Source organism: Erwinia sp. AC075 (assembly GCF_979253995.1).
In genome coordinates, this window is the sequence record NZ_CEEDEU010000001.1 from 4,083,152 (window position 1) to 4,104,578 (window position 21,427).

Below are 21,427 nucleotides of genomic sequence, written 5' to 3' on the forward strand. Positions count from 1 at the left end.
GTCCTTATGCACCATTCCTTATTTGTACAGTTCAGCGGTCATATACACGCCGTTATCTGCACGGGCACTGGTGATTTTGTAAGAATCAGCGCCGGATGCTTTCGCCTGAGCTTCGATTTTGGCCTGTGCGCCGTCAAGGGTTGCACCGTGTGCGGAGATGCTCTGGGCAGCGAAGCTACCGAAAGATACCAGTGACAGGGCGGCAATAGCGGCGACAGACAGCGTTTTGATGGTTTTCATGGTTAAAATCCTTCTTTATGGTTTGCATGTTTTGCAGGTGAAGACTGTGTGCCTTCGATGGGTGTAATAATAACCCTGGTAATTATTAGTCGATTAACAATAAGTGCGATCTTAATCACACTTTCTTTGCAGGGTTAGGTGGCGCGGGCGGAAGGGATGTATTAAGTGAATGAATATAAAGGCAATAAAAAAGCTCCCGCAGGAGCTTTTCTGTTGAGACTGCGCTGTGCCAGCGCAAATTCCAACCGTTTTGCAGGCTTAAGCCAGGCAGCGGGCGATAAATTCGGCCGCTGAACGTGCGCCCTGGCCGGAAATGGTGTGGCCAATGGAAGCATCAAATTGGGTGCTGACGGTAACGCCGGCTTCGCGCAGCGCGGCGGCGGCGGTTTCCGTTTCGCCATAAGGGATCACGCTGTCTGCCATGCCATGGATCATCAGCACTGGCGTATTCACCGCCGGATGATACGGCATTGGTGAGGCGAGTCGACCGGAGAAAGAGACCAGTCCGGCGACGGGCCAGCGGCCAGAAACAATCGCGTCCAGCCCCATAATCGAGCCCTGCGAAAAGCCCACCAGCACCACTTTATCCAGCTGATTTTCCATCTGATGTTCGGCCAGGATTGCGCTGAGCTGCCGGTCGAAGGCGTCGCGCGCGGCTTCCACGCGTGCCGGGCGATTATCCGGGGTGATGCCGTTCAGGCTGAACCACTGATAGCCAGGCCCATGGTCAAAACGGAAAGGGGCATTGGGGCTGGCAAAGCTCACGCCCGGCAAATCGCCAGACCAGTGGGCGCCAAGACCGGCCAAATCCTCTCCGTTGCTGCCAACGCCGTGCAGTAAAATTACCAGTCCTGTTGCCATCTTAGCCTCGTTATCTCTGTTGTCGTCGGATGTTGATGTTGCTTTGACCACAAGGCTACACCGGTTTTAGCGGGATTATTATCCCGGAAAAATCGTAAAAACTCTTTCCAGTTTGGAAACAATCCAGTGAACGCTCATTATCGGTTTAACTGAGGCGGTTGCCGCTCTCCGCATCGAACAGGTGCATTTTTTCACTGTTGATGGCCAGCGCAATGGCCTGTTCCGGCTGGGCATCGACCCGTCCCGCGAACTGCACATGTAAGGAAAAGCCCTGCCAGTCAATGTGCAGCAGGCTTGATTCGCCGGTCACTTCGATCAGTTTGACGATGGCGGTTGGCTGCGCCGACGCGGGATCGAGGATGAAATCCTGCGCGCGCACACCCACCAGCACCGGTTTGTTTCCCTGACGGCTGGCGGCGTCATGCCAGCGCGCAGGCAGGGTAAACCTCAAGCCATTGCACAGCACGCCCGGTTGACCTTGCTTGATGTCCAGCTGGCCCTCAAGCAGGTTCATCGGCGGCGAGCCGATAAAGCGGGCCACAAAGGTGTTCACCGGAAAGTCATATATCTCCAGCGGTTTGCCCTGCTGGACGATAACGCCATCCCGCATCACCACTATCTGGTCTGCCAGCGTCATCGCCTCAACCTGATCGTGCGTGACATACACCATGGTGGTTTTGAATCGCTGATGCAGCGCTTTGATTTCCGCCCGCAGCTCCATGCGCAGCTGGGCATCGAGGTTGGACAGCGGCTCATCAAACAGGAAAACCTGCGGGTTGCGCACCATCGCCCGACCCATTGCCACGCGCTGGCGCTGGCCGCCAGACAGCGCACGGGGAAAGCGGTTTAACAGTTTGCTGATGCCGAGGATCTCCGCCACGCGGGCAATTTTGCTCTCCTGCTCTTCGCGTTTGACCCGCTTGACCTTCATATGGAAGCCGAGGTTTTCCGCCACCGTCAGGTGGGGATAGAGCGCGTAGCTTTGAAAAACCATCGCAATATCGCGATCCGCCGGATCCAGATCGTTGATCTGTTTGGCATCCAGCAGGATCGCCCCTTCTGACAGCGTATCCAGCCCGGCCAGCAGCCTGAGCAGCGTGGATTTGCCACAGCCTGACGGGCCGACCAGCACGGTAAAGCTGCCGTCCGGAATGGTTAAATCCAGCGGGCTGAGCACCGTTTGTTTACCGTAGCGCTTGGCCACTTTCACCAGTTCAACACGAGCCATAATTCAGCGTTCTCTCCATAAAAGGGCGACGGCTAGCCTTTACTGCCGCCACTGGCCAACCCGTTAACCAGGCTTTTTTGCAGCCAGATGGCAATAAACAACGGCGGAACCGAGGCCAGAATGCCGACGGCGGCAATCAGCCCGTCATCGGTGGCGCGGCCTGCGGTAAAGCCCGCAATGGTCACGGGCAGCGTCTGGGCACTGATATTGCTGGTAAACAGCAAGGCGTAAAAGAATTCATCCCAGGCCAGCAGCCAGCCAAACAGCGCCGAGGCGCCCAGCACCGGTTTCGCCAGCGGCAGCGTGATGCGCAGCAGTACCTGCCAGAAGCGCAGCCCATCCAGACGCGCCGCCTGTTCGATGTCCCTTGGCAGGGCATCAAACTGGTTTTTTAGCATCCAGGTGAGAAACGGCAGGATCAGCGAGCAGTAAACCAGCACCAGGCCAAAGTGGGTGTTCAGCAGATTGAGCTGTTGCAGCACGAAATAGAGCGGCAGCACGAAGGCCACCGGCGGCACCATATAAATCGCCAGGCTGCCAAACAACCAGCCGTCACGGCCCGGATAGCGGGAAAAGCTGAATGCCGCCGGGATCGCCAACAGCAGCGAAATCAGCGTGGCGCTGGTGGCCACCAGAATACTGTTGCCCAGCGCGTGCAGGAATAACGCCCCCGGCTGACCGGGCTCAAGTGACACCAACGCCGCGTAGCGACTGAAATCCCATTTGCGCGGTAACCACTCCAGCGGAATGCGCGCCAGATCGTTATTCGAGCTGACGCTCATCAGGAACAGCCACAGCATCGGGCCAAGGATGCTGACCGCAACCAGCAGCGCGGCCAGATAACGCAGAACCAGCCGGAGTTTACGCTTCATTGACTACGCTCCTGCGGCGTTGGCGATAGAGCATCGCCATATAAAGGGCAATCAGGATGCTGCACATCAGCGTCATCAGAATGGCGTAGGCTGCACCGCTGCCGGCACGGAGATAGCTGAACGACTCCTGATAGACGAAGAAGCTGAGGGTTTTGGTGCTGTCGACCGGCCCACCGCGCGTCATCACATAGATGATGTCGAAGATTTTAAAGGCATCGATGGTGCGCAGGATTAGCGCCACGCTGAGCGGCCCGACGATGGCCGGGAAGGTAATGGCGCGGAAGCGGCGAAAGGCCGACGCGCCATCCAGCCGGGCGGCTTCAAACAGATCGTCCGGAATCGACTGCATTGCGGCCAGCGTCATCAGGGTGACCAGCGGGTAGTTTTTCCAGACGTCCGCCAGCATCACCGCATTCAGCGCGGAATCCGGTGAACCCAGCCAGCTGCGGTAGCCGTCAATAATGCCCAGCTGGGTCAGCAGGGCGTTAATGCTGCCGTAGTCAGGATTGAAATTCAGTCGCCACATCATGGCGTTAACGATGGTCGGCAGCGCCCACGGCAAAATCACCAGCACGCGCAGCACGCTTCGGCCATAAAACTTTTGATTGAGCAGCAAGGCGACCAGCACGCCAATAATCCCTTCCAGCGCCACCGACACCACGGTGAAATAGAGCGTACGCAGGATAGAGGCAAGGAAGTCGGGATCGGTGAGGGCATAGAGATAGTTCTCGATACCCACGTAATTGATTTCGCCACCGGTGCCGATCAGCGCGGCGTCGGTAAAGCTGAGCCAGATGGTTCGCAGCAGGGGCCAGGCGGTCAACAGCCCCATAACGATCAGCATGGGTGCCAGAAGCACCCATGCCTGACGCTGCTCACGTTGTGACAAACTGAGCATCGCGACTCCTTAATGCAGACGCTGAGCGCTTTTCGTCACGGCTGCCATACCCGCTTCCGGCGTGACCTGTCCCTGCAATACCTGTTGCAGCTGTTGCTGCAGGGTGTTGGAGAGGCGGGAATAATCGGCGGTAATTGGGCGCATCAGCATCACGTCCAGCGCCGGTTTGGCGGCAGTAATTAACGGCTCCTGGCCTTTCTGCACCGCCGGATCGTCATAAGAGGATTTCCAGATTGGCAGGCTCAGACGGGCATATTTATCCTGCACCGGCTGAGACGTCAGGTAGCGAATGTAATCCCAGGACTGATCCGGGTGGCTGCTGGTCTGGGTCACGCCCAGGCCCATCGAGCCATTCATCGCCGCCACCGCACCCGCTTTTTCAGACGGTGCAGGCACAATCCCAACGTCACCGGCCACTTTGCTCTGCTTCGGATCGTTGGCCATGTTGTACATATAGGTCCAGTTCAGGGCAAACGCCGCATCGCCGTTAGAGAACACCTTACGCACATCCTCTTCCAGATATTCGCGGGAGTTCGGGTTAGTGACCCCTTTATCCAGCGAGGTTTTCATATAATCGACGGCTTTAACCGATCCGGCATCGCTGAAGGTCAGCTTGCCATCTTTATAGAATTGACCACCGAAAGCGGAAACCAGCGTGGTGTAATCACAGACCAGCGCTTCGGCCTGCGACCAGCTCCACACCAGCGGATATTTCACGATGCCTTTCTCTTTCAGGATCTGCGACTGCTCCATCACCTGTGCCCAGGTTTTTGGCGGCTCTTTAATTCCGGCTTTCGCCAGCATCGCTTTATTGTAATAAAGGTATTTGGTATCGAGGATCCACGGCATTCCCCACTGTTTGTTATTCCAGCTGACGGTACTCCAGGCGCCATCAAAGACTTTTGCCTTTTCATCCGGGGTAATTTTACTGGTGATATCTTTCAGCATATTGAATTTGCTGAATTCAGCGGGCCACATATCGTCAAATAACACCACGTCATAACCATTGCTGCCCGCACCGCGTGCGGCGACGATTTTATCGTGCAGCGCTTCATAAGGGACAAATTCAAGATTAACGCTGACGTCGGGATGGGCTTTTTCAAAATCAGTGGTCATGGCACGCACGTCGCTTTCGCTGTAGGCGGCCTGAGACATAAATAAGGCATTAATTTGGGTTTTTGCAGAGGCCATCCCGGAGGCGCTGAGTGCCAGCAGGGTGAGGACATAACCGGTCAAACGGGGGGTGAATCGACGCGTCATACAAACTCTCCAGTTACAGTAAATGAAAAGCGATTGGTCAATCTTTTTTAACAACGGTAAAACGCCTGGCGCCCTTGTAAACTAAAGGGGCCAGGCGATAATTACGAGCACTTTCTTATTTTATTTCTTACAGTTGGCGGGATTCCCATGGTGCTGGCTGACTCGCCGTTCCTGACGCGCCCGCCGCGCATCGAGAGATGAATAGGTGATTTAATTAAAGGACTGTTAACGAGTGGCCCTGAGCGTCGGCAATATTGCTGCGCCCAACGCCCCGGCCGCATCGCCAAGGGCAGAATGCGTAATATGGTTATTTACCGCATATCCGTCTGCGCGGACCAATGCAGAGTCGAGACCTGATTGATAAAGCGGAAGCAGGGCCGCCGCGCTACCGCTTAATACGGTAATATCCGGGCCATACAGCGTCAGCAGCGTATTTAATCCGCGCCCAACGGTATGACCATATTTATACAGAATGTCGGCGACTTTCGGCCTGGCGGCTTTCATTTCGGTTAATACCGCCGGGGTGCTGCCATTCCAGACCAAATCCGGCAGCTCGTTTTCCAGCGCCTGCTGCAAGGCACCGCGCGAAGCGAGCATCTCCCAACAGCCCTGCAAACCGCAATAACACATCACCGGTTCGGAAGAGACCGGAATATGCCCGGCTTCCGGATGCTTGCCGTCAAAACTGCGCAACGGTTCGCCGTTATCCAGCAGCGCGACGCCAATGCCGGTGCCTAATGTCACCATCATCATGCGCTGGCTGCCGCGGCCTGCGCCTAAATGGTATTCGCCCAGCGCGGCCACCACCGCATCGTTATCAATGGCCACCGGTATCGCCAGCATTTCGCGTAATTGCGCCACCAGCGGGTAAAAGGAAAAGCAGGCCAGCGTGTCGTTATTCTCAATGATTTCAGTGGCGTTATTGACCGGGCCACTGGCGCCGATGCCTAAACTTGCCAGCGAAGAGCCGTTCGGCAACAGGCGGCAAATCTTGTCGACCAGCGCCTTGGCCCGCAGCGTTTGCGGCAGGGTGGTAAACCAGGCCGTCGCCACCGTTTCTGACACCACTTCCCGTTCACCGTCCAGCAACACAATGCGTGTCCCGGTGCCACCCATATCGATACCTGCGCGGAGAGGAAGTGTGTAAGTTGTCATATTTTGTCCGTTATTTTTTTGCCGTAGAGGAATTCACCTGGCACCATACCATTGCCGCGGGCAAGCGTAACGGTAAGATGCTGAACCCAGAGCATAGCGCAGAGTAAACGGGTTAACGGCGAGTTTCCTGGCGTGTCCCAGCGCGGACTGTGGGCGTAGGCCACCGGCCCAACGGTGACCACTTCGGTGCCGTTGCTCAGCAAATCCGTGGCCAGCGTGTGCAGCGTCACATCGCTGCCATCGCCAAAGAGCACGGCCAGCATGCCCTCACCCGAGGTTTCCATCGGGCCATGTCGGAACTCGCCGCCGATAAAGCCTTCTGCACTCACTTTTGATGCTTCTTTGATAATCAATGCCCCGGTTAAGGCCGTTGCAGCATCGGCTCCCATACCGACCATCGCCACGCGCGGTTTAGCATGGCGGAATAAACGGTCGGTTAGCTGCTGTACCGGATCGCGTTGTTCGATGATCCCCGCTACCTGCGGCAGTACGGCGCGGACCTCTGCCAACAGCGGCTTCTCGTCCTGACCGGTCAGGGCGTACAGCGTCCGGTAGCTGGCGACTAAGGTATTCAGATAGCTTTTGGCACTGACGGTGGCTTCATCACCACTTTTCAGTTCAACCAGGATATCCGCCTTTTTTGCCAGCAGGCTGGTGATATCGTTGGTGACGCCAATCAGCGTTTTCGGCGTGGCGACGGCATCCAGCACCGCCACCACTTCGCCACTCATCCCGGATTGTGACGTTATCCATAATAAGGTCCCTGGTGTGACCATTTTTGGCATATCAAGTAAGCGACCTGCATCAATCCGCCACACCGGTAAGCCCTGGGCGATCAGCGCCCGTTCGATCGGGATCAACGCATAATCAGACGATCCCATTCCGGCCAGCACAATGCGATCGTACTGGTTGAGATCCAGTGAATTCAGTGTGCCCGGCAGGGCATAGTCGAGCTGGTCGCCAAGGGCGCTGACCTGCTGCGCTAACTCTTTTTCGTAGTCACTGAAGCACAATGCCGTCATGGGTCTTATTCTCTTAAAGGTAAACATTCCTGATGTGTTTAAACATATATGCACGAATTCGTGCAGTCAAGGCCAAAATTCGTGCAGTCTGATTGTTTTTACCGCGAATAAAGCCCTCTCAAGGTGACAAATTGCACGTTGTGAGTCAGTATATGCATGATAACGTGCAATTACACACCAAGGGAGTGAGGGATGACAGCGGCACAGCGCAGAGCGCAAATAGTAGAAATGATTGCTGAACGGGGCTATCTGAATGCCGCAGAGCTTTCGGAGATCTTCGGCGTGGACAGTTCAACGATCCGCCGCGATCTCTCCTTGCTGGCGAAAACCGGCAAGGTGATGCGCACCCACGGCGGCCTGTTGCCGGTTGAAGCCGAAAGCAATAATGATACGCCGTTTACTGAGCGACTGACGATGAACGCCGCGGCCAAAACCGCGATTGCGCAGTACGCCGCCAGCCTGGTGAAAGATGGCCAGTCGTTGATTCTGGATAACGGTTCAACGGTGTATGCGCTGGCGCTGGCATTGAAGGATAAAAAGAATCTGACGGTGGTCACCAACGACATTTTTACCGCGATGGCGCTGGGCAATTTTCCGGGCATCACCGTGCACGTGGCCGGTGGGCTGATGCTGGATCAGGTTTATACCCTGGTCGGGCAGGAAACCGTCGACAAGATCAACAGCATCCACGTTGACTGGGCGTTTCTGGGATCGGAAGGGGTGCATTTCGACAGCGGCATCACCAATATCAACACCGTCGAAATCCCGGTCAAGCAGGCGATGATCAAGTCTGCCGAGCAAACGGTGGTACTGGTCGACAGCTCCAAAATCGGCTATCGCGCGCTGGCACATGTCTGTCCGTTGAGCGATATCAGCCAGATAGTCACCGAAAATTCCCCAACGCTGAAACAGCGCGCGAAGTACGGTTCGCGCTTGGTTGTGGTCGAGCCGCAGGCATAAAAACGCACGTAGTGACGCAGAAGGGGATGAAATTGCACTAAAATCAGTTCTTTTAGCCGTAAAAGTGAGCCTTTAATGTTGTATCGCCGCTTTGAGAAACTGATCGACATCTTCCAGGATGCACCTGGCGCAACGCCACCCAACAGCGTTTGGGCCTTCTACGTTTACTACCTTCGCCAGGTCTGGCAAAGCTTCGCAATGCTGCTGGTGGTCGGCCTGATTGGCTCGCTGATTGAGGTGGCGCTGTTCCGCTATCTCAGCACCATTATCGATATGGTCAACAGCACGCCGGCGGCCACCTTCTTCAGCGATCACGCGTCGGCACTGATCTGGATGCTGGTGGTGGCGCTGGTGCTGAGGCCGATCTTTATTGGCCTGCACGACCTGCTGGTGCACCAGACCATTAACCCCGGCATGACCAGTATGATCCGCTGGCAGAATCATAACTACGTGCTGCGCCAGAGCCTGAATTTCTTCCAGAATGACTTCGCTGGACGTATCGCGCAGCGCATTATGCAGACCGGCAACGCGCTGCGGGACTCCGCGGTGCAGGCGGTTGATGCCTTGTGGCACGTGCTGATTTACGCCATCACCGCACTGGTGCTGTTTGCCGAAGCCGACTGGCGACTGATGGTGCCGTTGCTGCTGTGGATTGTCGGCTATGTTGTCTGCCTTGCCTACTTTGTGCCGCGGGTGAAATCCCGTTCGGTGGCCTCTTCCGACGCGCGTTCCAAATTAATGGGCACCATCGTGGATGGCTACACCAATATCACCACGCTAAAACTGTTCGCCCACAGCGACCTTGAACGGCAGTATGCCCGCGAGGCGATCGGCGATCAGACCGCTAAAACCCGCGAACAGGGCCGGATGGTGACCAATATGGATGTGGTGGTCACCACGCTGAACGGCCTGTTGATCGTCGGCACCACCGGTCTGGCGCTGTGGCTGTGGACCCAGTCGTTGATTAGCGTCGGGGCGATTGCGCTGGCCACCGGTCTGGTGATCCGCATTGTGAATATGTCCGGCTGGATCATGTGGGTGGTCAACGGCATTTTCGAGAATATCGGCATGGTGCAGGACGGCCTGCAAACCATCGCCCAGCCGCTCAGCGTGATGGATAAACCGAAAGCCCCGACGCTGAAGGTCCATCGCGGCGAAATTCGCTATGACGAGGTGAACTTCAATTACGGCGGGAGTCGTCGGGTGATCGATAACCTGCAGCTGACCATTCGTCCGGGCGAAAAAATCGGGCTGATTGGGCCTTCCGGCGCCGGTAAATCGACGCTGGTGAACCTGCTGCTGCGCCTGTACGATCTGGACGGTGGCCGCATTGTGATTGATGGTCAGGATATCGCCCAGGTCAGCCAGGAAAGTCTGCGGGCGCAAATCGGCATGATCACTCAGGATACCTCGCTGCTGCACCGATCCATCCGCGACAACCTGCTGTACGGTCGCCCGAATGCCACCGAAGCCGAGCTGGAAAAGGCCATTCACCAGGCGAAAGCAGATGAATTTATCCCAATGCTGTCCGATCCGCAGGGCCGTTACGGGCTGGATGCGCACGTCGGTGAACGCGGCGTGAAGCTCTCTGGCGGCCAGCGACAGCGTATTGCCATCGCCCGCGTGTTGCTGAAAGACGCGCCGATTCTGATCATGGATGAGGCCACCTCCGCGCTGGATTCGGAAGTGGAAGCGGCGATTCAGGAGAGCCTGGAAACGTTGATGGGCGGAAAAACGGTGATTGCCATCGCGCACCGCCTGTCGACCATTGCCAAAATGGACCGGCTGGTGGTGCTGGAGAAAGGGCGAATTGCCGAAATGGGGACGCATCAGGAACTGCTGGCGCACGGCGGACTGTATGCGCGACTCTGGGCCCATCAAACCGGCGGCTTTGTCGGCGAGGATTAAGCGTAAACGGCCCTGTGTTCACAGGGCCGCACACCTCCGGCCTAGCTGGCGGGCTTCAGTTTTTTCAGCTCCAGCGCATAGGCTGTGCCATCCACCATCACCTTCAGATACTTCACATCGGTCCCCACGTCTGCCGTCGCCACATTGGCACTTTTCAGCAGCAGGGCATTGTCATTATTAAAGCCAATCCCCACGGCGGCTTTGCCGTGCCAGTGCTGATGGAAGCAGTTGTCGGTCGCCCCGTTTAAGGTGGCCAGCATCGTGGCATCGGTCACCGCGGTGTAGGACTTTTCGAACATAAAACGGATGCCCTTACTGAACCGGCTAAAATCATTGGTTTCAATGATGGCGGTGGTATAGCCGGTATATTTGCCGAGCTTGACGTAAATTTTAATCTTGCCGTTCGAGGAACCGGGCTGGGTCAACACGCGGGTAGCCGGAGAGGAACCCTGACCGACCCAGCTGCTGGTAAAAGAGTTGTCGCCGGTTTTCAGAATAAAGATATCCGCACTGCCTTCCGGCGAGCGTTCAGAATAGCCGGTTTGCGTTTCGCCCTGGCTGCTGTAACCGCAGCTGGCTAACAGGCGAATTCGGGTTTGCACGGTGTTCTGCGACGGGGCCAGTTCACCCAGGTAAAACCAGGTTTCGGCATCCTTGCGGTTATCCATCTTATTAGGCGAGGAGAGATAGTCGTAGCTGAGCGAACCGTTGATCTCAATACCGTGACTTTCGGTATGCACGTTGCCTTTTTCATACGCTGAAATAGACGACCAGGTATCGCCGGTTTCCGAGGTATCCATGCTGGAACCGGCCTGCAGATTGAATTGGGTATTAATAAAGCGGGTGTAATGACATTCAAAAGGATGGGTGCAGGTTTCAAGGTTGAACCCGATGAAAGACCAGTCACCGTTAGAAAGGTTGCCGGGATATTCGCTATGTTCAATCCAGCCATTCCAGATAAAGGATTGCGTGGCACGTTGCAGATCGATGGCCGGTTTTAGCGTACTGCGTTGAATATTAAAGTTGGAGAGTTCGATGGCGGTAATATGGTCCCATTTACCACTCGGATTATTTGACCAGGTGGCATAAATCACCGTGTCGGAACAGTCACGGGCGTACCACTGGTCAATTTTACAATCGAGGGTATCGAGCATACTTAACCCTTTACCGCCCAGATTATAAAACATCATATTGCTGACGCGAATAAACTGACCAGCCTGAATAATGTTTTTATAAAAGCCTTTGGTATTGGGTGTGGCGGCCTTACTTTCACCATCAACGATGATGCTGGTGATTTCCGTGTAGCGGGCATTAACGTTAAACATCACCTCGCCGTTCTTTTTATCAGAAATCAGGGTGGTGGCAGGTGAATAACCAAAGGTGACCAGGTCGCCTGCCAGACGAAATCGGTTCACTTCCTTGCTGGCGATATCAAACTTTGAGATCAGATAACGCCCGGCCGGGAACTGAATACCAATGCTGGGACTGTGCTTCTGTGACCAGTTCCACATCCGCGTGACTGCTTCGGCACTGTCAAGGGTTCCACCGGGGACCGCACCAAAAAATACCACGTTGACGTCACGATAGTTGGCCAGATTACGCTTCCAACGTGCGCCTTTGGGGGTAACAACATTGATGCCGTAATCTTCTGGCGTGGATTTGTCGGAAATATCATAAATGAATACGCCGCCACCGGTTTTGGTGCCGGCGGTATATTCCATCATTACCGCTATTTGCCCAGCGGTGGTGGGTTCAAGCGCACGTAGCGCGTCGATTGTGCCGACCGTGGTAACCGATGTGTTTCCTCCGCTGACGGTGGCGAGCTCCATCACTATTTTGCCAAACTCAATGGCTTTTCCGTCTTTACCCAGTACCGTTAATGTATTGCCATTCGCCTGGTCGTAAATTCCATTCTCTGAAGAGGTGTTAGTGGAGCTGTTAGACGGCATATGATGAACCTCTTGTAATTAACGTTAATGACGGGATTCGCTAAGAATTATATCTGAGGCAGGAAGAAAGAGATTATCAGGGCCAGTAATAAATAATTTTATTGGCGTGGCGTACTGCGGATTTTTGCGGGCAATTAAGTAATGGAGTTTGTTTGAATTGACTATTTATTTATTTGAGTTAAGTGAATTTGCAGACTTTCCTTAGCGTTATTTTATTTCCTTCAGGCTCTACAACATGTAACCAGAGTAACATTGCGACCCATAAGTTTGGCTAAATTATAAATCGCTATTTATGGAAAATAGCCGCCATTGCTGGCAGTTATTTTATTAATGATATTAATTTAATTTATGCGTTACACCTCATCACCCTGGCGCCGGTAAGGTAATGCTTCCCGCGCTTCTTCTGCCCACTGCGCCACGCCAGCGCGCTCCTGTTGCAGGAAATCGGCCACGGCGTCGCGCAGACCTTCATGCCGCAGATAGTGCCAGGATTCGGTGATAACCGGTTCAAATCCCCGGATCAGCTTGTGTTCACCCTGAGCGCCGGCATCAAAGCGCTGCAAGCCGTGGGCAATGGCATAATCCATTCCCTGATAGAAGCAGGTTTCGAAATGCAGGCGATTAAACTCTTCCAGGCAGCCCCAGTAACGGCCGTACAGCGTATTGCCATCCATCAGGCTGAAGGCCATGGCGGCGGCAAGGCCGTTTTGCGTCGCCAGCACCACGCGGATCGCCTGCGGCATTTTTTCCGCCAGCAGGCTGAAAAAGGCGCGGGTGAGGTAGGGACGCTGGCCGCGCACCGCATAGGTGTTGGCATAGCAGGCGTAAACAAAGTCCCAGTGCGATTCGCTCAGCTGGTTACCGCTCAGCCACTCAAATTCGAATCCCTGGCTGGCAACCAGCTGCCGCTCTTTACGGATTTGCTTACGCTTGCGCGACATCAGCGTATCGAGGAAGTCCTGGAAATCGCGGTAGCCCGGATTATGCCAGTGATACTGCAGGCCGAGGCGTGGCAGCCAGTTGGGTTCCTCCGCCAGCCGATCGTGGGTAAAGGCATTGCCGAAATTGATGTGGGCGCTATGCATCTGCCGCTGTTGCAGGAAATCCGGAATGCCCTGCAGCAGTTTGCTGGCCGCGTCGGCCTCGCCCAGCAGGCGTGCGCCGGTGACCGGACTGAACGGCACGGCGGCCAGCCACTTGGGATAGTAGGGCAGGCCCGCCCGCTGGCAGGCATCGGCCCAGGCATGGTCAAACACGTACTCACCCCGGGAATGGGTTTTACGGTAGCCCGGCAGCGCCGCCTGCACCTCGCCATTTTCAACCCACAGCAGATGCTCCGGCTGCCAGCCGCTGCCTTTGCCCAGACAGCCGCTCTCTTCCAGCGTGCTCAGAAAGGCATGGCTGATAAAAGGCTGGTCGTCGGGCGTTAACGCATCCCACTGACTGGCGGGAAGGTCGGCCAACTGCGTCAGAAGGGTAAGAGACATAGCGGTACTCCGTCATTGCGGCGAGTACGGGAACCCGTACCGGATAGATCGTGAAAGGCTAAGGTGAAGGTTTTTACCGCGAAGATCAACGACTGATACCGTCACCGCACGGGCCGCTAAAGCCGGGGCGGTGACGGAAGCGGGCAGGTTAGCGAACGCCGTGGGTCAGCGTGTAATCGACATCCTCAGGCTCTTCGCCGCCGACGCGCACCACTGGCCCCATGATAAACAGGAAGCAGAACGCCGCCACCAGGCAATGTGCGCCAACAAACACCAGTCCCAGGCTGTAGCTGCCGGTGATGGCCACCAGGTAGCCAAAAATAATCGGGGTGACGATACCGGCAATATTGCCCACGCAGTTAAAGATCGCCCCAGCCAGACCCACCGCTTCTTTAGGCGCGGTATCGCTGATAATCGCCCAGGTTCCTGCCCCGGCCGCCACCCCTTTGCCATAGAAGGCGAAGGACATAATGGCGATAACCCAGAAGTTACTGTTGGCAACCGCCGCCGCAATCAGCGTGGCGGCCATCAGCATGCCGACAATATACGGCGTCTTGCGCGCCCAGGAGACTGACCAGCCGGTGCGGATCAGGTAATCGGAAATGATGCCGCCAGAAATACCGCCGGCAAAGCCGAACAGCGCCGGTGCGATGGTGGCAAACCCGGCGTGCAGAATATCCATTCCGCGTGCCTGCACCAGATAAATGGGGAACCAGGTGATAAAGAAGTAGCTGAGGGCAATGGTGCAGTACTGGCCGATGTAGGCGCACCACAGCATGCGGTTGGTCAGCAGTTTGCGGAAGGTGGCACGCGACAGGCGATTTTTATCTTTCCTGACGGCAGTGGAGTCAATATCGATCAGCCCGCCGCCGTCGATAATATAGTCCAACTCCTGGCGGGAAACGTGCGGATGCTGACGCGGTTCCTTCATATACCACAGCCAGGCAAAGAAGGCGCAAATGCCAATCAAGCCCAGCACAAAGAACGGCCACGGCCAGCCAAATTCTGATACCAGCCAGCCGGACAGCGGGGAGAAGATCGCCACCGCAAAATACTGTGAGGAGGCAAACAGCGAAGAGGCCCGGCCGCGTTCCGATTTTGGAAACCACATAATGGCCACGCGGGCGTTGGCGGGAAAGCTGGGGGCTTCAATTAATCCCAGCGCAAAACGCAGGCTGAACATAATAATGAGCGCGCTGGTAACGCCCTGAGAAAACTCGCCAATAAAGCCCATCGCCAGCGTCGATATTGACCACAGCACCAGGGTAATGCCATAGACTTTTTTGGTGCCAAAGCGGTCGAGAAATAAACCGCCGGGAATTTGCCCAATCACATAGGCCCAACTGAACGCGGACAGCACAAATCCCAGCTGAATCGGCGACAGGCCAAATTCATCCTTAATTGCGCCGCCGGCGATCGACAGAATAGATCGGTCAGCGTAGGCAATTACCGACAGAAATAAGATCAACATTAATATCCAGATGCGGACATGCGAGCCGTTTTTTGCGGTCATAACAGATTACCTTGTGGGCCTTTCTTTCAAATATAGGAGCGCCGTCAGGTAACGGTCATTGGGCTTTTGTTGCAATAACGCGGGAATAAAACGGGGAAATTCAGCAAGAGTCACAAGGGCACTTGAAGCGCTTCACATTCCCGCCACTGAATGCCGCTCGGCCAAAAAGGCTTTGCAGGAATGTGCTCTCTGTCGAGGAATTGAGCGGCAGAAGCTTCTACGGCCGCGTCAGTGATCCATTAAGCCGGGCGCGATATCTTTCAGGAAATTATAGAACCAGGTCTTGGCGGAGATATCGCCGATTTCGGTATGGGCATAGACAAAGACTTCCTGATCCGCCACCTGGAACGGCAGCTCCAGCAGGCGGCCATTGCCCCTGCGCTGATAAATTTTGGCGGCAGCGGACGGCAGGGTGACCAGCAGTTCGCTGGAGGAAATCAGTTCGCCCAGCGCGGAGAAGCGCGGCACTTCCAGCGCAATGTCGCGCTCCAGCCCAAACTCTTTGAGCCGGTCTTCCACGATATGGTGCCCGCTGCTGGCGGCCACAATCACATGCTGTTCCCGCATATATTCATCAAACGACAGCGTGCTGCCAATGCGGGGATGCTGTTCGTTCAGCAGGCAAACATAGCGTTCATACAGCAGCAGTTCGCGCTGTGCGGAAGAGATGGTTTCATTGCGGTTGCAGATGGCGGCATCCACCTTGCCGGTCAACAGCCAGTCATTCAGCCTGAGGGATTCTATCGCCACCACTTCCAGCTGAATGTGCGGCGCCTCCACCCGCAATGAGGCCACCAGTCCGGGAAGCAGCAACAGTTCGCCGAGGTCAGACAGGGCGAGGCGGAATTTTTGCCGCGAGGTGGCGGGCACAAAGTTTCGCGTATCCGCGACCGCCTTTTCAATGCCGGTCAGGGACTTTTTGAACACCTTATACAGCTGCAAAGCGATCGGGGTGGGCTCCATGCCGGCCCGGCTGCGTTTAAACAGCTCGTCGTTGGTTTCATTTCTCAGACGCGATAACGCATAACTGGCAGAGGGTTGGGTAATGAACAGCCGGTCCGCCGCACCGCTGACGCTGCGTGTTTCGTAAATGGCGATAAACACACGGACAAGATTGAGATCCATCATAATGCGGCCTTATAGATACTATCTATAAATGAAGATTCAAATTATCTATTTGAACTATTTTAAACTTCTTTATAACATCCACACCACCAATATTTGATATGTTGCATTATATTTTGCATATCGCCTAAAAGTATAACAAAAACATAAACATATAATAATTCCATCGCGCAAATGGCGGCGGCCTTGTGCAGGCTGTGCGTCCCGGGAGAGAGCAAGTGAAAGGCGAAATCGTAGAAATTATCATCGACTGGATTGAAGAGCATCTGGATGATGGTCTGAATATTGAAGCCGTAGCCGCCCGTTCGGGCTATTCAAAATGGCACCTGCAACGTGCATTTAAAGAGCAACAGGGCATGACTTTAGGCACCTTTATCCGCTGCCGTCGACTGGACGAAGCGGCCAAAAGCCTGATCAGTTCCCATAAGACCATTATGACCATCTCGATGGATCTGGGATTTTCTTCCCAGCAGTGTTTCCAGCGGGTGTTCAAAAAGCATTTTAATATCACGCCAAGAGACTATCGCAACCAGCACCGTGAAATGCACTGAGTCAGCGTAGCCAGGCAACACCTTTAACCCTACACCTCCTAAAAGCTAAACAAGATGAAAAAGACCCTGTTGTTGCTTATCGCCCTGGCGATGAGTGGTCCTGCTTTTGCCCTGACCCTGGGCCCGCAAGCGCCGGTCAGTGTTATCACTGTTCACTGCGATCCGGGCAGCTGCTTTAGCGGAAGTGCTGCTACCCAGGATCTCACTCAGGGACTGGTGGGTTATGCCCGTCAGGTGCAACGTGTGCTGCGGCCGGTTGAGACCGTGGGCGCGGTGGGCGACATCAGCTTTTCCAGCCAGCCAAAGTAAAACGCCCTCTGTTCGCGTAAAATCCGTTAAATATCGCTGCGATAAGCCGGCGCTATGCAAAATTTAACATTTCCTCGGGTATACTGACCCCCGTGTTAATTTGCTTACGGGATGCTATGGAACGTTTCGCTGAAAACCTCATTTATGCCTCACGCTGGCTGCTGGCGCCGATTTATATCGGGCTGTCGCTGGGTCTGCTGGCACTTGCGATAAAATTTTTCCAGGAGGTTTTTCACCTGTTGCCGAATGTATTGGCGATGGCAGAAAACGACCTGGTGTTAGTGCTGCTGTCGATGATCGACCTGACGCTGGTCGGCGGTCTGCTGGTGATGGTGATGCTCTCCGGTTACGAAAACTTCGTCTCAAAACTGGATATCGCCGACCACAAAGAGAAGCTCAGCTGGTTGGGTAAAATGGATTCCGGCTCGCTGAAAAACAAAGTGGCCGCGTCGATTGTCGCCATCTCTTCCATTCACCTGCTGCGGGTGTTTATGGATGCCAAAAATATTCCGGACAATAAACTGCTGTGGTATGTGGTGATCCACCTGACCTTCGTCCTCTCGGCGTTTGTGATGGGCTATCTGGACAGCCTGTCGCGGAAAGAGAAGCTCAGTAGCCACTAAGCCTCATCTGCCCGGCGTTCCGGGCAGTTTTCCCGCTTTTTTCACCTTATCGCGCTGTTTTGCTTGCATCCACAGGGGCAAATCGCATAAAAAGCGGTGAAGAGCCCGGATACCCTGCCGATATAAAAACATCACGGTCGCCGACATTCCCTGATATCGCACTGAAATGCGGTTATTCTGCGAATAACTTCTGGCATTTGCATTGCATGATATCAGGTATCTTCCCATGGCCTGGGATCGCCTGTTGATAACTGAGGACGGAAATGCCAGATGATTAGTCGTCGTCGGTTGATATTAGGAACCGGCGCCACGTTGCTTGCGATGACCACCGGAAAACTGTTTGCCAGAGAAGATATTATTCCTCTGTGGCAGGACGAACCGCCCGGCGGCGGCGGACCCAGCGGAAACCTGCATGTTTCTGCCAACGGCTCGTGGTCGAATATCGTCAGCCCGGCGATCCAACGCTTCCAGCCAGAAAACCCGAACGGATCGGCCGTATTGATTGCCGCGGGTGGCGGCTATCGCTGGATCGGCATGGGTGGTGAAGCCTGGCCCGTGGCACGCTGGCTGAATGCGCGTGGCTATACCGCCTATGTCCTCAGCTATCGCCTGCCGCGTGAGAAGTGGCACGCAGGCAGCCTCGCCCCGTTGCAGGACGCCCAGCGCGCCATTCGTCTGGTGCGCTCGATGGAACGTAAGGTGCATCTGCTCGGCTTCTCGGCCGGTGGCCACCTGTTTGGTATGGCGGCCGCCCGTCCTGATTTCGTCACCTACGAGCCGCAGGATGCGCTGGATAATGTGGTCCCGGTAGTGGACAGCGTCGGGCTGATTTATCCGGTGATCACTCTTGAGCCGCCGTATACCCACACCACCACGCACAAGCAGCTGGTCGGTAACAATGCCTCCGCGAATGAAGAGGCGAACTGGTCGGTGGAAAATTACGTCACCCGCAACTACCCGCCGACCTTCCTGGCGCAGGCGGAAGACGATCCGATCTCTAATCCGCACAACACGGTGATCATGCACAACGTCTGCCGCCGCATGGGCGTGCCGGTTGAGCAGATTAATATCACCCGTGGCGGACACGGTTTTGGCCTCGGTAAAGCCGGTTCCCCGGCGGCGATTTGGGATGAAGCCTACGCCATCTGGCTGGACGCCCGTAAGTAAACTGCACCGTGACGGTGCAATGTTCTGCCGCACTCACGCTTCATCACCCCACGCCGCGTCATCTGCCGGTAAAAAACCCCGTCGTAACCCGCCACCGCTAAAGTTTTCCCACAATCGGGCGATAACGTTTATGACGTGAGAGGCAGTAAACACAAGCCGCGTTTTCTCTCACTTCTGAGTTCTTCTCGCGTATGGAACATGCCTTTAGCCCTCCTTTGGTCGTCAGACTTTCTGCTTCACCACCCATAATTAATCAAGCATTTGAAAAGTATAGGTAAAACCATGTTTCCATTAATGGCGATTAAACAGCGCCTGTCGTCTTTGCTGTTTCGTAATAAACACCAGCCCGCAAACGGGACCTTTGACTGCCGCAGCCTGCCTGCTTCGCTTTCGCAGGCCGGACTCAGTGAAAAAAGTGCCGGCATTCTCATGACCTTTGTGCCGCCGTATGCCGACTTTCAGCCGGTGAGCCAGAGCTGGCAGCGCTTTAGCTCCGCCGATTTGACGGTGATTACCCTCTCGTCCAATGGCGCACTGAGCAGCAGCGGCAAAGAGACCACCTATTGCGAAGGCGCCGGTCAGCAGGGAAGCTGGCTGTTGCTGCCGGACAGCCTGATTGCGCGTCATGAAACCCATATCGTTGATTTACATGTCAATGACACCCACACCGCCGCCGACCGTATCAACGCCATCCAGCAGGAGCTCAGCAGGCTGGCGGTGCGGATGCCACTCTCATCCGACCGCACCTTCGCGATGATTTACTGCGATGGCCTGTCCGCCTCGGAAGGCTTCCTGATGCAGGCCTGGTACAACTGCGGCCGCTTTCCGTGCCTGGCGATCGGCGGCTCGGCTGGCGGTAAGATTGAGTTTGATGGCACCTGGATCGGCGTAGGAGGCAAAATTTTGCAGGGCAAAGCGGTCATCATTTTCTGCCAGATGGCCGCCGGCAAATCCTTTGCGCCGTTCAAAAGTCAGAACTTTGTCCCAAAAGACAAAAGCTGGCTGATCGCCGAGGCCGATCCGATTGCCCGCACGGTCAGTTCGGTATTCGATCAGCAGGGCCAGCAGGTGAGGTTTACTGACGCGCTGGCCAGCTGGCTGGGCTGCAACGTGCCGCAGCTGACCGAAAAGCTGAAAGGGCTGACCTTTGGCGTGAAGGTCGGTGAGGAGTATTTCATTCGCTCCATCGCCAAAATTGAGGCCGACAGCATTCAGTTTTTCTGCGACCTGGAATTTGGCGATCGCCTGTATCTGCTGGAAGAGAAAGATTTTAAACAGACCACGCGTCAGGACTGGCAAACCTTTATCGCCAACCGCGGCAGGCCGGCGGCCATTCTGATGAATGACTGCATCCTGCGCCGGGTCGGCAATGAAGGGCAGCTGCATAACGCCCATTTCTTTAAGGGGCTGCCGGCCGCCGGCTTCTCCAGCTTTGGCGAAATCCTCGGCGTGCCGATTAACCAGACGCTCTCTGCGCTGGTGTTTTTCAACAAGGACGTGAAGGCGATGAGCCAGTTCCCGGTGCAGTACGCCGGGTATGCCGGGCACTATGCACAACGCGCGCTGCGTCGTTGGGAAGCGTTGAACAGCATTCAGTCGCGGGTGCTGAAGCGGGTGATCGCCTATCAGCAGGAGCTGGCACCGCTGATGGAAGCCTTGCCGATGCTTGAAGCCGCCACGCAAACGCAGAATGAGACGCTGGGGATGGCAGAAAACAGTATCCGCTCGATTGGCGATATCGCGCAGAAAAGCCAGCAGGCTCAGCTGCGTTTGGGCCAGGGGCTGGATGATCTGGAGAAAATCTCTAACGGCATCAATGAGATCACCAGCGGCATCAGCAATATCGCCTTCCAGACCAATTTGCTGTCGCTGAATGCGGCGGTTGAAGCGGCGCGTGCCGGGGAGGCCGGACGGGGATTTGCGGTGGTGGCCGGAGAAGTTCGTCGGCTGGCACACTCGTCGAAAGAGCAGGCCGATTCGACGGCCGGCAATATTGGTCAGGCGGTGGATACCATCTTCCGCATCCGTACCGTTGCCAGCGAAACGGTGGAAACCTCCAGCGAGATGGCGGCCCGCAGCATCGCCGCGGCGGATTCGATTGCCGCCATGAGCCATCAAACCGCGCACCAGCGTGAAAGCATCGCCCAGCACCTCGGTAGCCTGCGCAGCCTGACCGCCGGTATGGATGCGATGCAGGACGCTGTCGCGCAGCTGTCCGTATTGCAGAGCCTCTCCGGGGCGAATGAGAAAGGGTAACTCCGCCGACCCTCCGCCCATAAAAAAAGCCAGCATATGCTGG

At 55.5% G+C, this 21,427-nt stretch carries 19 protein-coding genes; 7 read left to right on the forward strand and 12 right to left on the reverse strand.

Annotated elements, in window-relative coordinates; translation table 11 throughout:
* Nucleotides 1-18: 18 nt before the first annotated feature.
* From AC0IXH_RS19115 to AC0IXH_RS19150, 8 genes are all read right to left on the reverse strand, one after another.
* Nucleotides 19-240 carry a YdgH/BhsA/McbA-like domain containing protein gene (locus tag AC0IXH_RS19115; protein ID WP_013204338.1) on the reverse strand — a complete coding sequence of 74 codons (222 nt, stop codon included), beginning with the start codon at nt 238-240 and terminating at the stop codon, nt 19-21.
* A 258-nt stretch (nt 241-498) separates the two neighbouring features.
* On the reverse strand, nt 499-1,101 hold the full coding sequence (locus AC0IXH_RS19120) for an alpha/beta hydrolase (protein ID WP_471720853.1): 603 nt from the start codon (nt 1,099-1,101) through the stop codon (nt 499-501).
* A 145-nt stretch (nt 1,102-1,246) separates the two neighbouring features.
* Nucleotides 1,247-2,329 carry an ABC transporter ATP-binding protein gene (locus tag AC0IXH_RS19125; protein ID WP_471720854.1) on the reverse strand — a complete coding sequence of 361 codons (1,083 nt, stop codon included), beginning with the start codon at nt 2,327-2,329 and terminating at the stop codon, nt 1,247-1,249.
* Nucleotides 2,330-2,361: 32 nt separating this feature from the next.
* Entirely contained in the window at nt 2,362-3,201 is an 840-nt protein-coding gene (locus AC0IXH_RS19130; protein ID WP_471720855.1) for a carbohydrate ABC transporter permease, read from the reverse strand.
* On the reverse strand, nt 3,191-4,099 hold the full coding sequence (locus AC0IXH_RS19135; protein ID WP_134822972.1) for a carbohydrate ABC transporter permease: 909 nt from the start codon (nt 4,097-4,099) through the stop codon (nt 3,191-3,193). Before AC0IXH_RS19135 ends, AC0IXH_RS19130 begins: the two co-directional genes overlap by 11 nt.
* 9 nt (nt 4,100-4,108) lie before the next feature.
* Entirely contained in the window at nt 4,109-5,359 is a 1,251-nt protein-coding gene (locus AC0IXH_RS19140; RefSeq protein WP_134822971.1) for an extracellular solute-binding protein, read from the reverse strand.
* Between the two features lie 225 nt (nt 5,360-5,584).
* On the reverse strand, nt 5,585-6,514 hold the full coding sequence (locus AC0IXH_RS19145) for an ROK family protein (protein WP_471720856.1): 930 nt from the start codon (nt 6,512-6,514) through the stop codon (nt 5,585-5,587).
* Nucleotides 6,511-7,536: an SIS domain-containing protein gene (locus tag AC0IXH_RS19150; protein ID WP_471720857.1), complete on the reverse strand. Its 1,026-nt coding sequence runs from the start codon at nt 7,534-7,536 to the stop codon at nt 6,511-6,513. Before AC0IXH_RS19150 ends, AC0IXH_RS19145 begins: the two co-directional genes overlap by 4 nt.
* A 192-nt stretch (nt 7,537-7,728) precedes the next feature.
* Between AC0IXH_RS19150 and AC0IXH_RS19155 the strand changes: the two genes are divergently transcribed.
* Both AC0IXH_RS19155 and AC0IXH_RS19160 read left to right on the forward strand, forming a co-directional pair.
* The gene (locus tag AC0IXH_RS19155) at nt 7,729-8,496 is read left to right on the forward strand and encodes a DeoR/GlpR family DNA-binding transcription regulator (RefSeq protein WP_013204330.1); all 768 of its coding nucleotides are present in this window, start codon (nt 7,729-7,731) and stop codon (nt 8,494-8,496) included.
* A gap of 75 nt (nt 8,497-8,571) precedes the next feature.
* Nucleotides 8,572-10,404: an ABC transporter ATP-binding protein gene (locus AC0IXH_RS19160; protein WP_346568153.1), complete on the forward strand. Its 1,833-nt coding sequence runs from the start codon at nt 8,572-8,574 to the stop codon at nt 10,402-10,404.
* A 41-nt stretch (nt 10,405-10,445) separates the two neighbouring features.
* Here AC0IXH_RS19160 and AC0IXH_RS19165 read toward each other — a convergent pair whose 3' ends face one another.
* From AC0IXH_RS19165 to AC0IXH_RS19180, 4 genes are all read right to left on the reverse strand, one after another.
* A complete protein-coding gene (locus tag AC0IXH_RS19165; RefSeq protein WP_346600202.1) occupies nt 10,446-12,353 on the reverse strand; it encodes a hypothetical protein in 1,908 nt (635 codons plus the stop codon).
* 353 nt (nt 12,354-12,706) lie between these two features.
* Nucleotides 12,707-13,840 (reverse strand): GNAT family N-acetyltransferase, encoded by a 1,134-nt coding sequence (locus AC0IXH_RS19170; RefSeq protein WP_471720858.1) that lies wholly within the window; start codon nt 13,838-13,840, stop codon nt 12,707-12,709.
* Nucleotides 13,841-13,988: 148 nt separating this feature from the next.
* Nucleotides 13,989-15,353 carry an MFS transporter gene (locus tag AC0IXH_RS19175; protein ID WP_013204326.1) on the reverse strand — a complete coding sequence of 455 codons (1,365 nt, stop codon included), beginning with the start codon at nt 15,351-15,353 and terminating at the stop codon, nt 13,989-13,991.
* Between the two features lie 228 nt (nt 15,354-15,581).
* On the reverse strand, nt 15,582-16,481 hold the full coding sequence (locus AC0IXH_RS19180; protein WP_013204325.1) for a LysR family transcriptional regulator: 900 nt from the start codon (nt 16,479-16,481) through the stop codon (nt 15,582-15,584).
* Nucleotides 16,482-16,696: 215 nt separating this feature from the next.
* Here AC0IXH_RS19180 and AC0IXH_RS19185 point away from each other — a divergent pair, with 215 nt between their 5' ends.
* From AC0IXH_RS19185 to AC0IXH_RS19205, 5 genes are all read left to right on the forward strand, one after another.
* Nucleotides 16,697-17,029 carry a helix-turn-helix domain-containing protein gene (locus AC0IXH_RS19185; RefSeq protein ID WP_013204324.1) on the forward strand — a complete coding sequence of 111 codons (333 nt, stop codon included), beginning with the start codon at nt 16,697-16,699 and terminating at the stop codon, nt 17,027-17,029.
* A gap of 54 nt (nt 17,030-17,083) precedes the next feature.
* The gene (locus AC0IXH_RS19190) at nt 17,084-17,338 is read left to right on the forward strand and encodes a hypothetical protein (protein WP_053141398.1); all 255 of its coding nucleotides are present in this window, start codon (nt 17,084-17,086) and stop codon (nt 17,336-17,338) included.
* 116 nt (nt 17,339-17,454) lie between these two features.
* Nucleotides 17,455-17,961 carry a TIGR00645 family protein gene (locus AC0IXH_RS19195; RefSeq protein WP_041692152.1) on the forward strand — a complete coding sequence of 169 codons (507 nt, stop codon included), beginning with the start codon at nt 17,455-17,457 and terminating at the stop codon, nt 17,959-17,961.
* 270 nt (nt 17,962-18,231) lie between these two features.
* A complete protein-coding gene (locus AC0IXH_RS19200) occupies nt 18,232-19,128 on the forward strand; it encodes an alpha/beta hydrolase (protein WP_013204320.1) in 897 nt (298 codons plus the stop codon).
* A 282-nt stretch (nt 19,129-19,410) separates the two neighbouring features.
* Nucleotides 19,411-21,384, forward strand: a complete 1,974-nt coding sequence (locus tag AC0IXH_RS19205) for a methyl-accepting chemotaxis protein (protein WP_013204318.1) — start codon at nt 19,411-19,413, stop codon at nt 21,382-21,384.
* Nucleotides 21,385-21,427: the final 43 nt, after the last annotated feature.

Excerpts from the sequence above, each read along its gene's own strand:
- AC0IXH_RS19135 (WP_134822972.1), bottom strand. The coding sequence starts at position 4,099 with ATGCTCAGTTTGTCACAACGTGAGCAGCGTCAGGCATGGGTGCTTCTG.
- AC0IXH_RS19125 (WP_471720854.1), bottom strand. The coding sequence starts at position 2,329 with ATGGCTCGTGTTGAACTGGTGAAAGTGGCCAAGCGCTACGGTAAACAA.
- AC0IXH_RS19170 (WP_471720858.1), bottom strand. The coding sequence starts at position 13,840 with ATGTCTCTTACCCTTCTGACGCAGTTGGCCGACCTTCCCGCCAGTCAG.
- AC0IXH_RS19165 (WP_346600202.1), bottom strand. The coding sequence starts at position 12,353 with ATGCCGTCTAACAGCTCCACTAACACCTCTTCAGAGAATGGAATTTAC.
- AC0IXH_RS19145 (WP_471720856.1), bottom strand. The coding sequence starts at position 6,514 with ATGACAACTTACACACTTCCTCTCCGCGCAGGTATCGATATGGGTGGC.
- AC0IXH_RS19160 (WP_346568153.1), top strand. The coding sequence starts at position 8,572 with ATGTTGTATCGCCGCTTTGAGAAACTGATCGACATCTTCCAGGATGCA.
- AC0IXH_RS19130 (WP_471720855.1), bottom strand. The coding sequence starts at position 3,201 with ATGAAGCGTAAACTCCGGCTGGTTCTGCGTTATCTGGCCGCGCTGCTG.
- AC0IXH_RS19115 (WP_013204338.1), bottom strand. The coding sequence starts at position 240 with ATGAAAACCATCAAAACGCTGTCTGTCGCCGCTATTGCCGCCCTGTCA.
- AC0IXH_RS19140 (WP_134822971.1), bottom strand. The coding sequence starts at position 5,359 with ATGACGCGTCGATTCACCCCCCGTTTGACCGGTTATGTCCTCACCCTG.
- AC0IXH_RS19120 (WP_471720853.1), bottom strand. The coding sequence starts at position 1,101 with ATGGCAACAGGACTGGTAATTTTACTGCACGGCGTTGGCAGCAACGGA.
- AC0IXH_RS19190 (WP_053141398.1), top strand. The coding sequence starts at position 17,084 with ATGAAAAAGACCCTGTTGTTGCTTATCGCCCTGGCGATGAGTGGTCCT.
- AC0IXH_RS19150 (WP_471720857.1), bottom strand. The coding sequence starts at position 7,536 with ATGACGGCATTGTGCTTCAGTGACTACGAAAAAGAGTTAGCGCAGCAG.
- AC0IXH_RS19200 (WP_013204320.1), top strand. The coding sequence starts at position 18,232 with ATGATTAGTCGTCGTCGGTTGATATTAGGAACCGGCGCCACGTTGCTT.
- AC0IXH_RS19175 (WP_013204326.1), bottom strand. The coding sequence starts at position 15,353 with ATGACCGCAAAAAACGGCTCGCATGTCCGCATCTGGATATTAATGTTG.
- AC0IXH_RS19205 (WP_013204318.1), top strand. The coding sequence starts at position 19,411 with ATGTTTCCATTAATGGCGATTAAACAGCGCCTGTCGTCTTTGCTGTTT.
- AC0IXH_RS19195 (WP_041692152.1), top strand. The coding sequence starts at position 17,455 with ATGGAACGTTTCGCTGAAAACCTCATTTATGCCTCACGCTGGCTGCTG.
- AC0IXH_RS19180 (WP_013204325.1), bottom strand. The coding sequence starts at position 16,481 with ATGATGGATCTCAATCTTGTCCGTGTGTTTATCGCCATTTACGAAACA.
- AC0IXH_RS19155 (WP_013204330.1), top strand. The coding sequence starts at position 7,729 with ATGACAGCGGCACAGCGCAGAGCGCAAATAGTAGAAATGATTGCTGAA.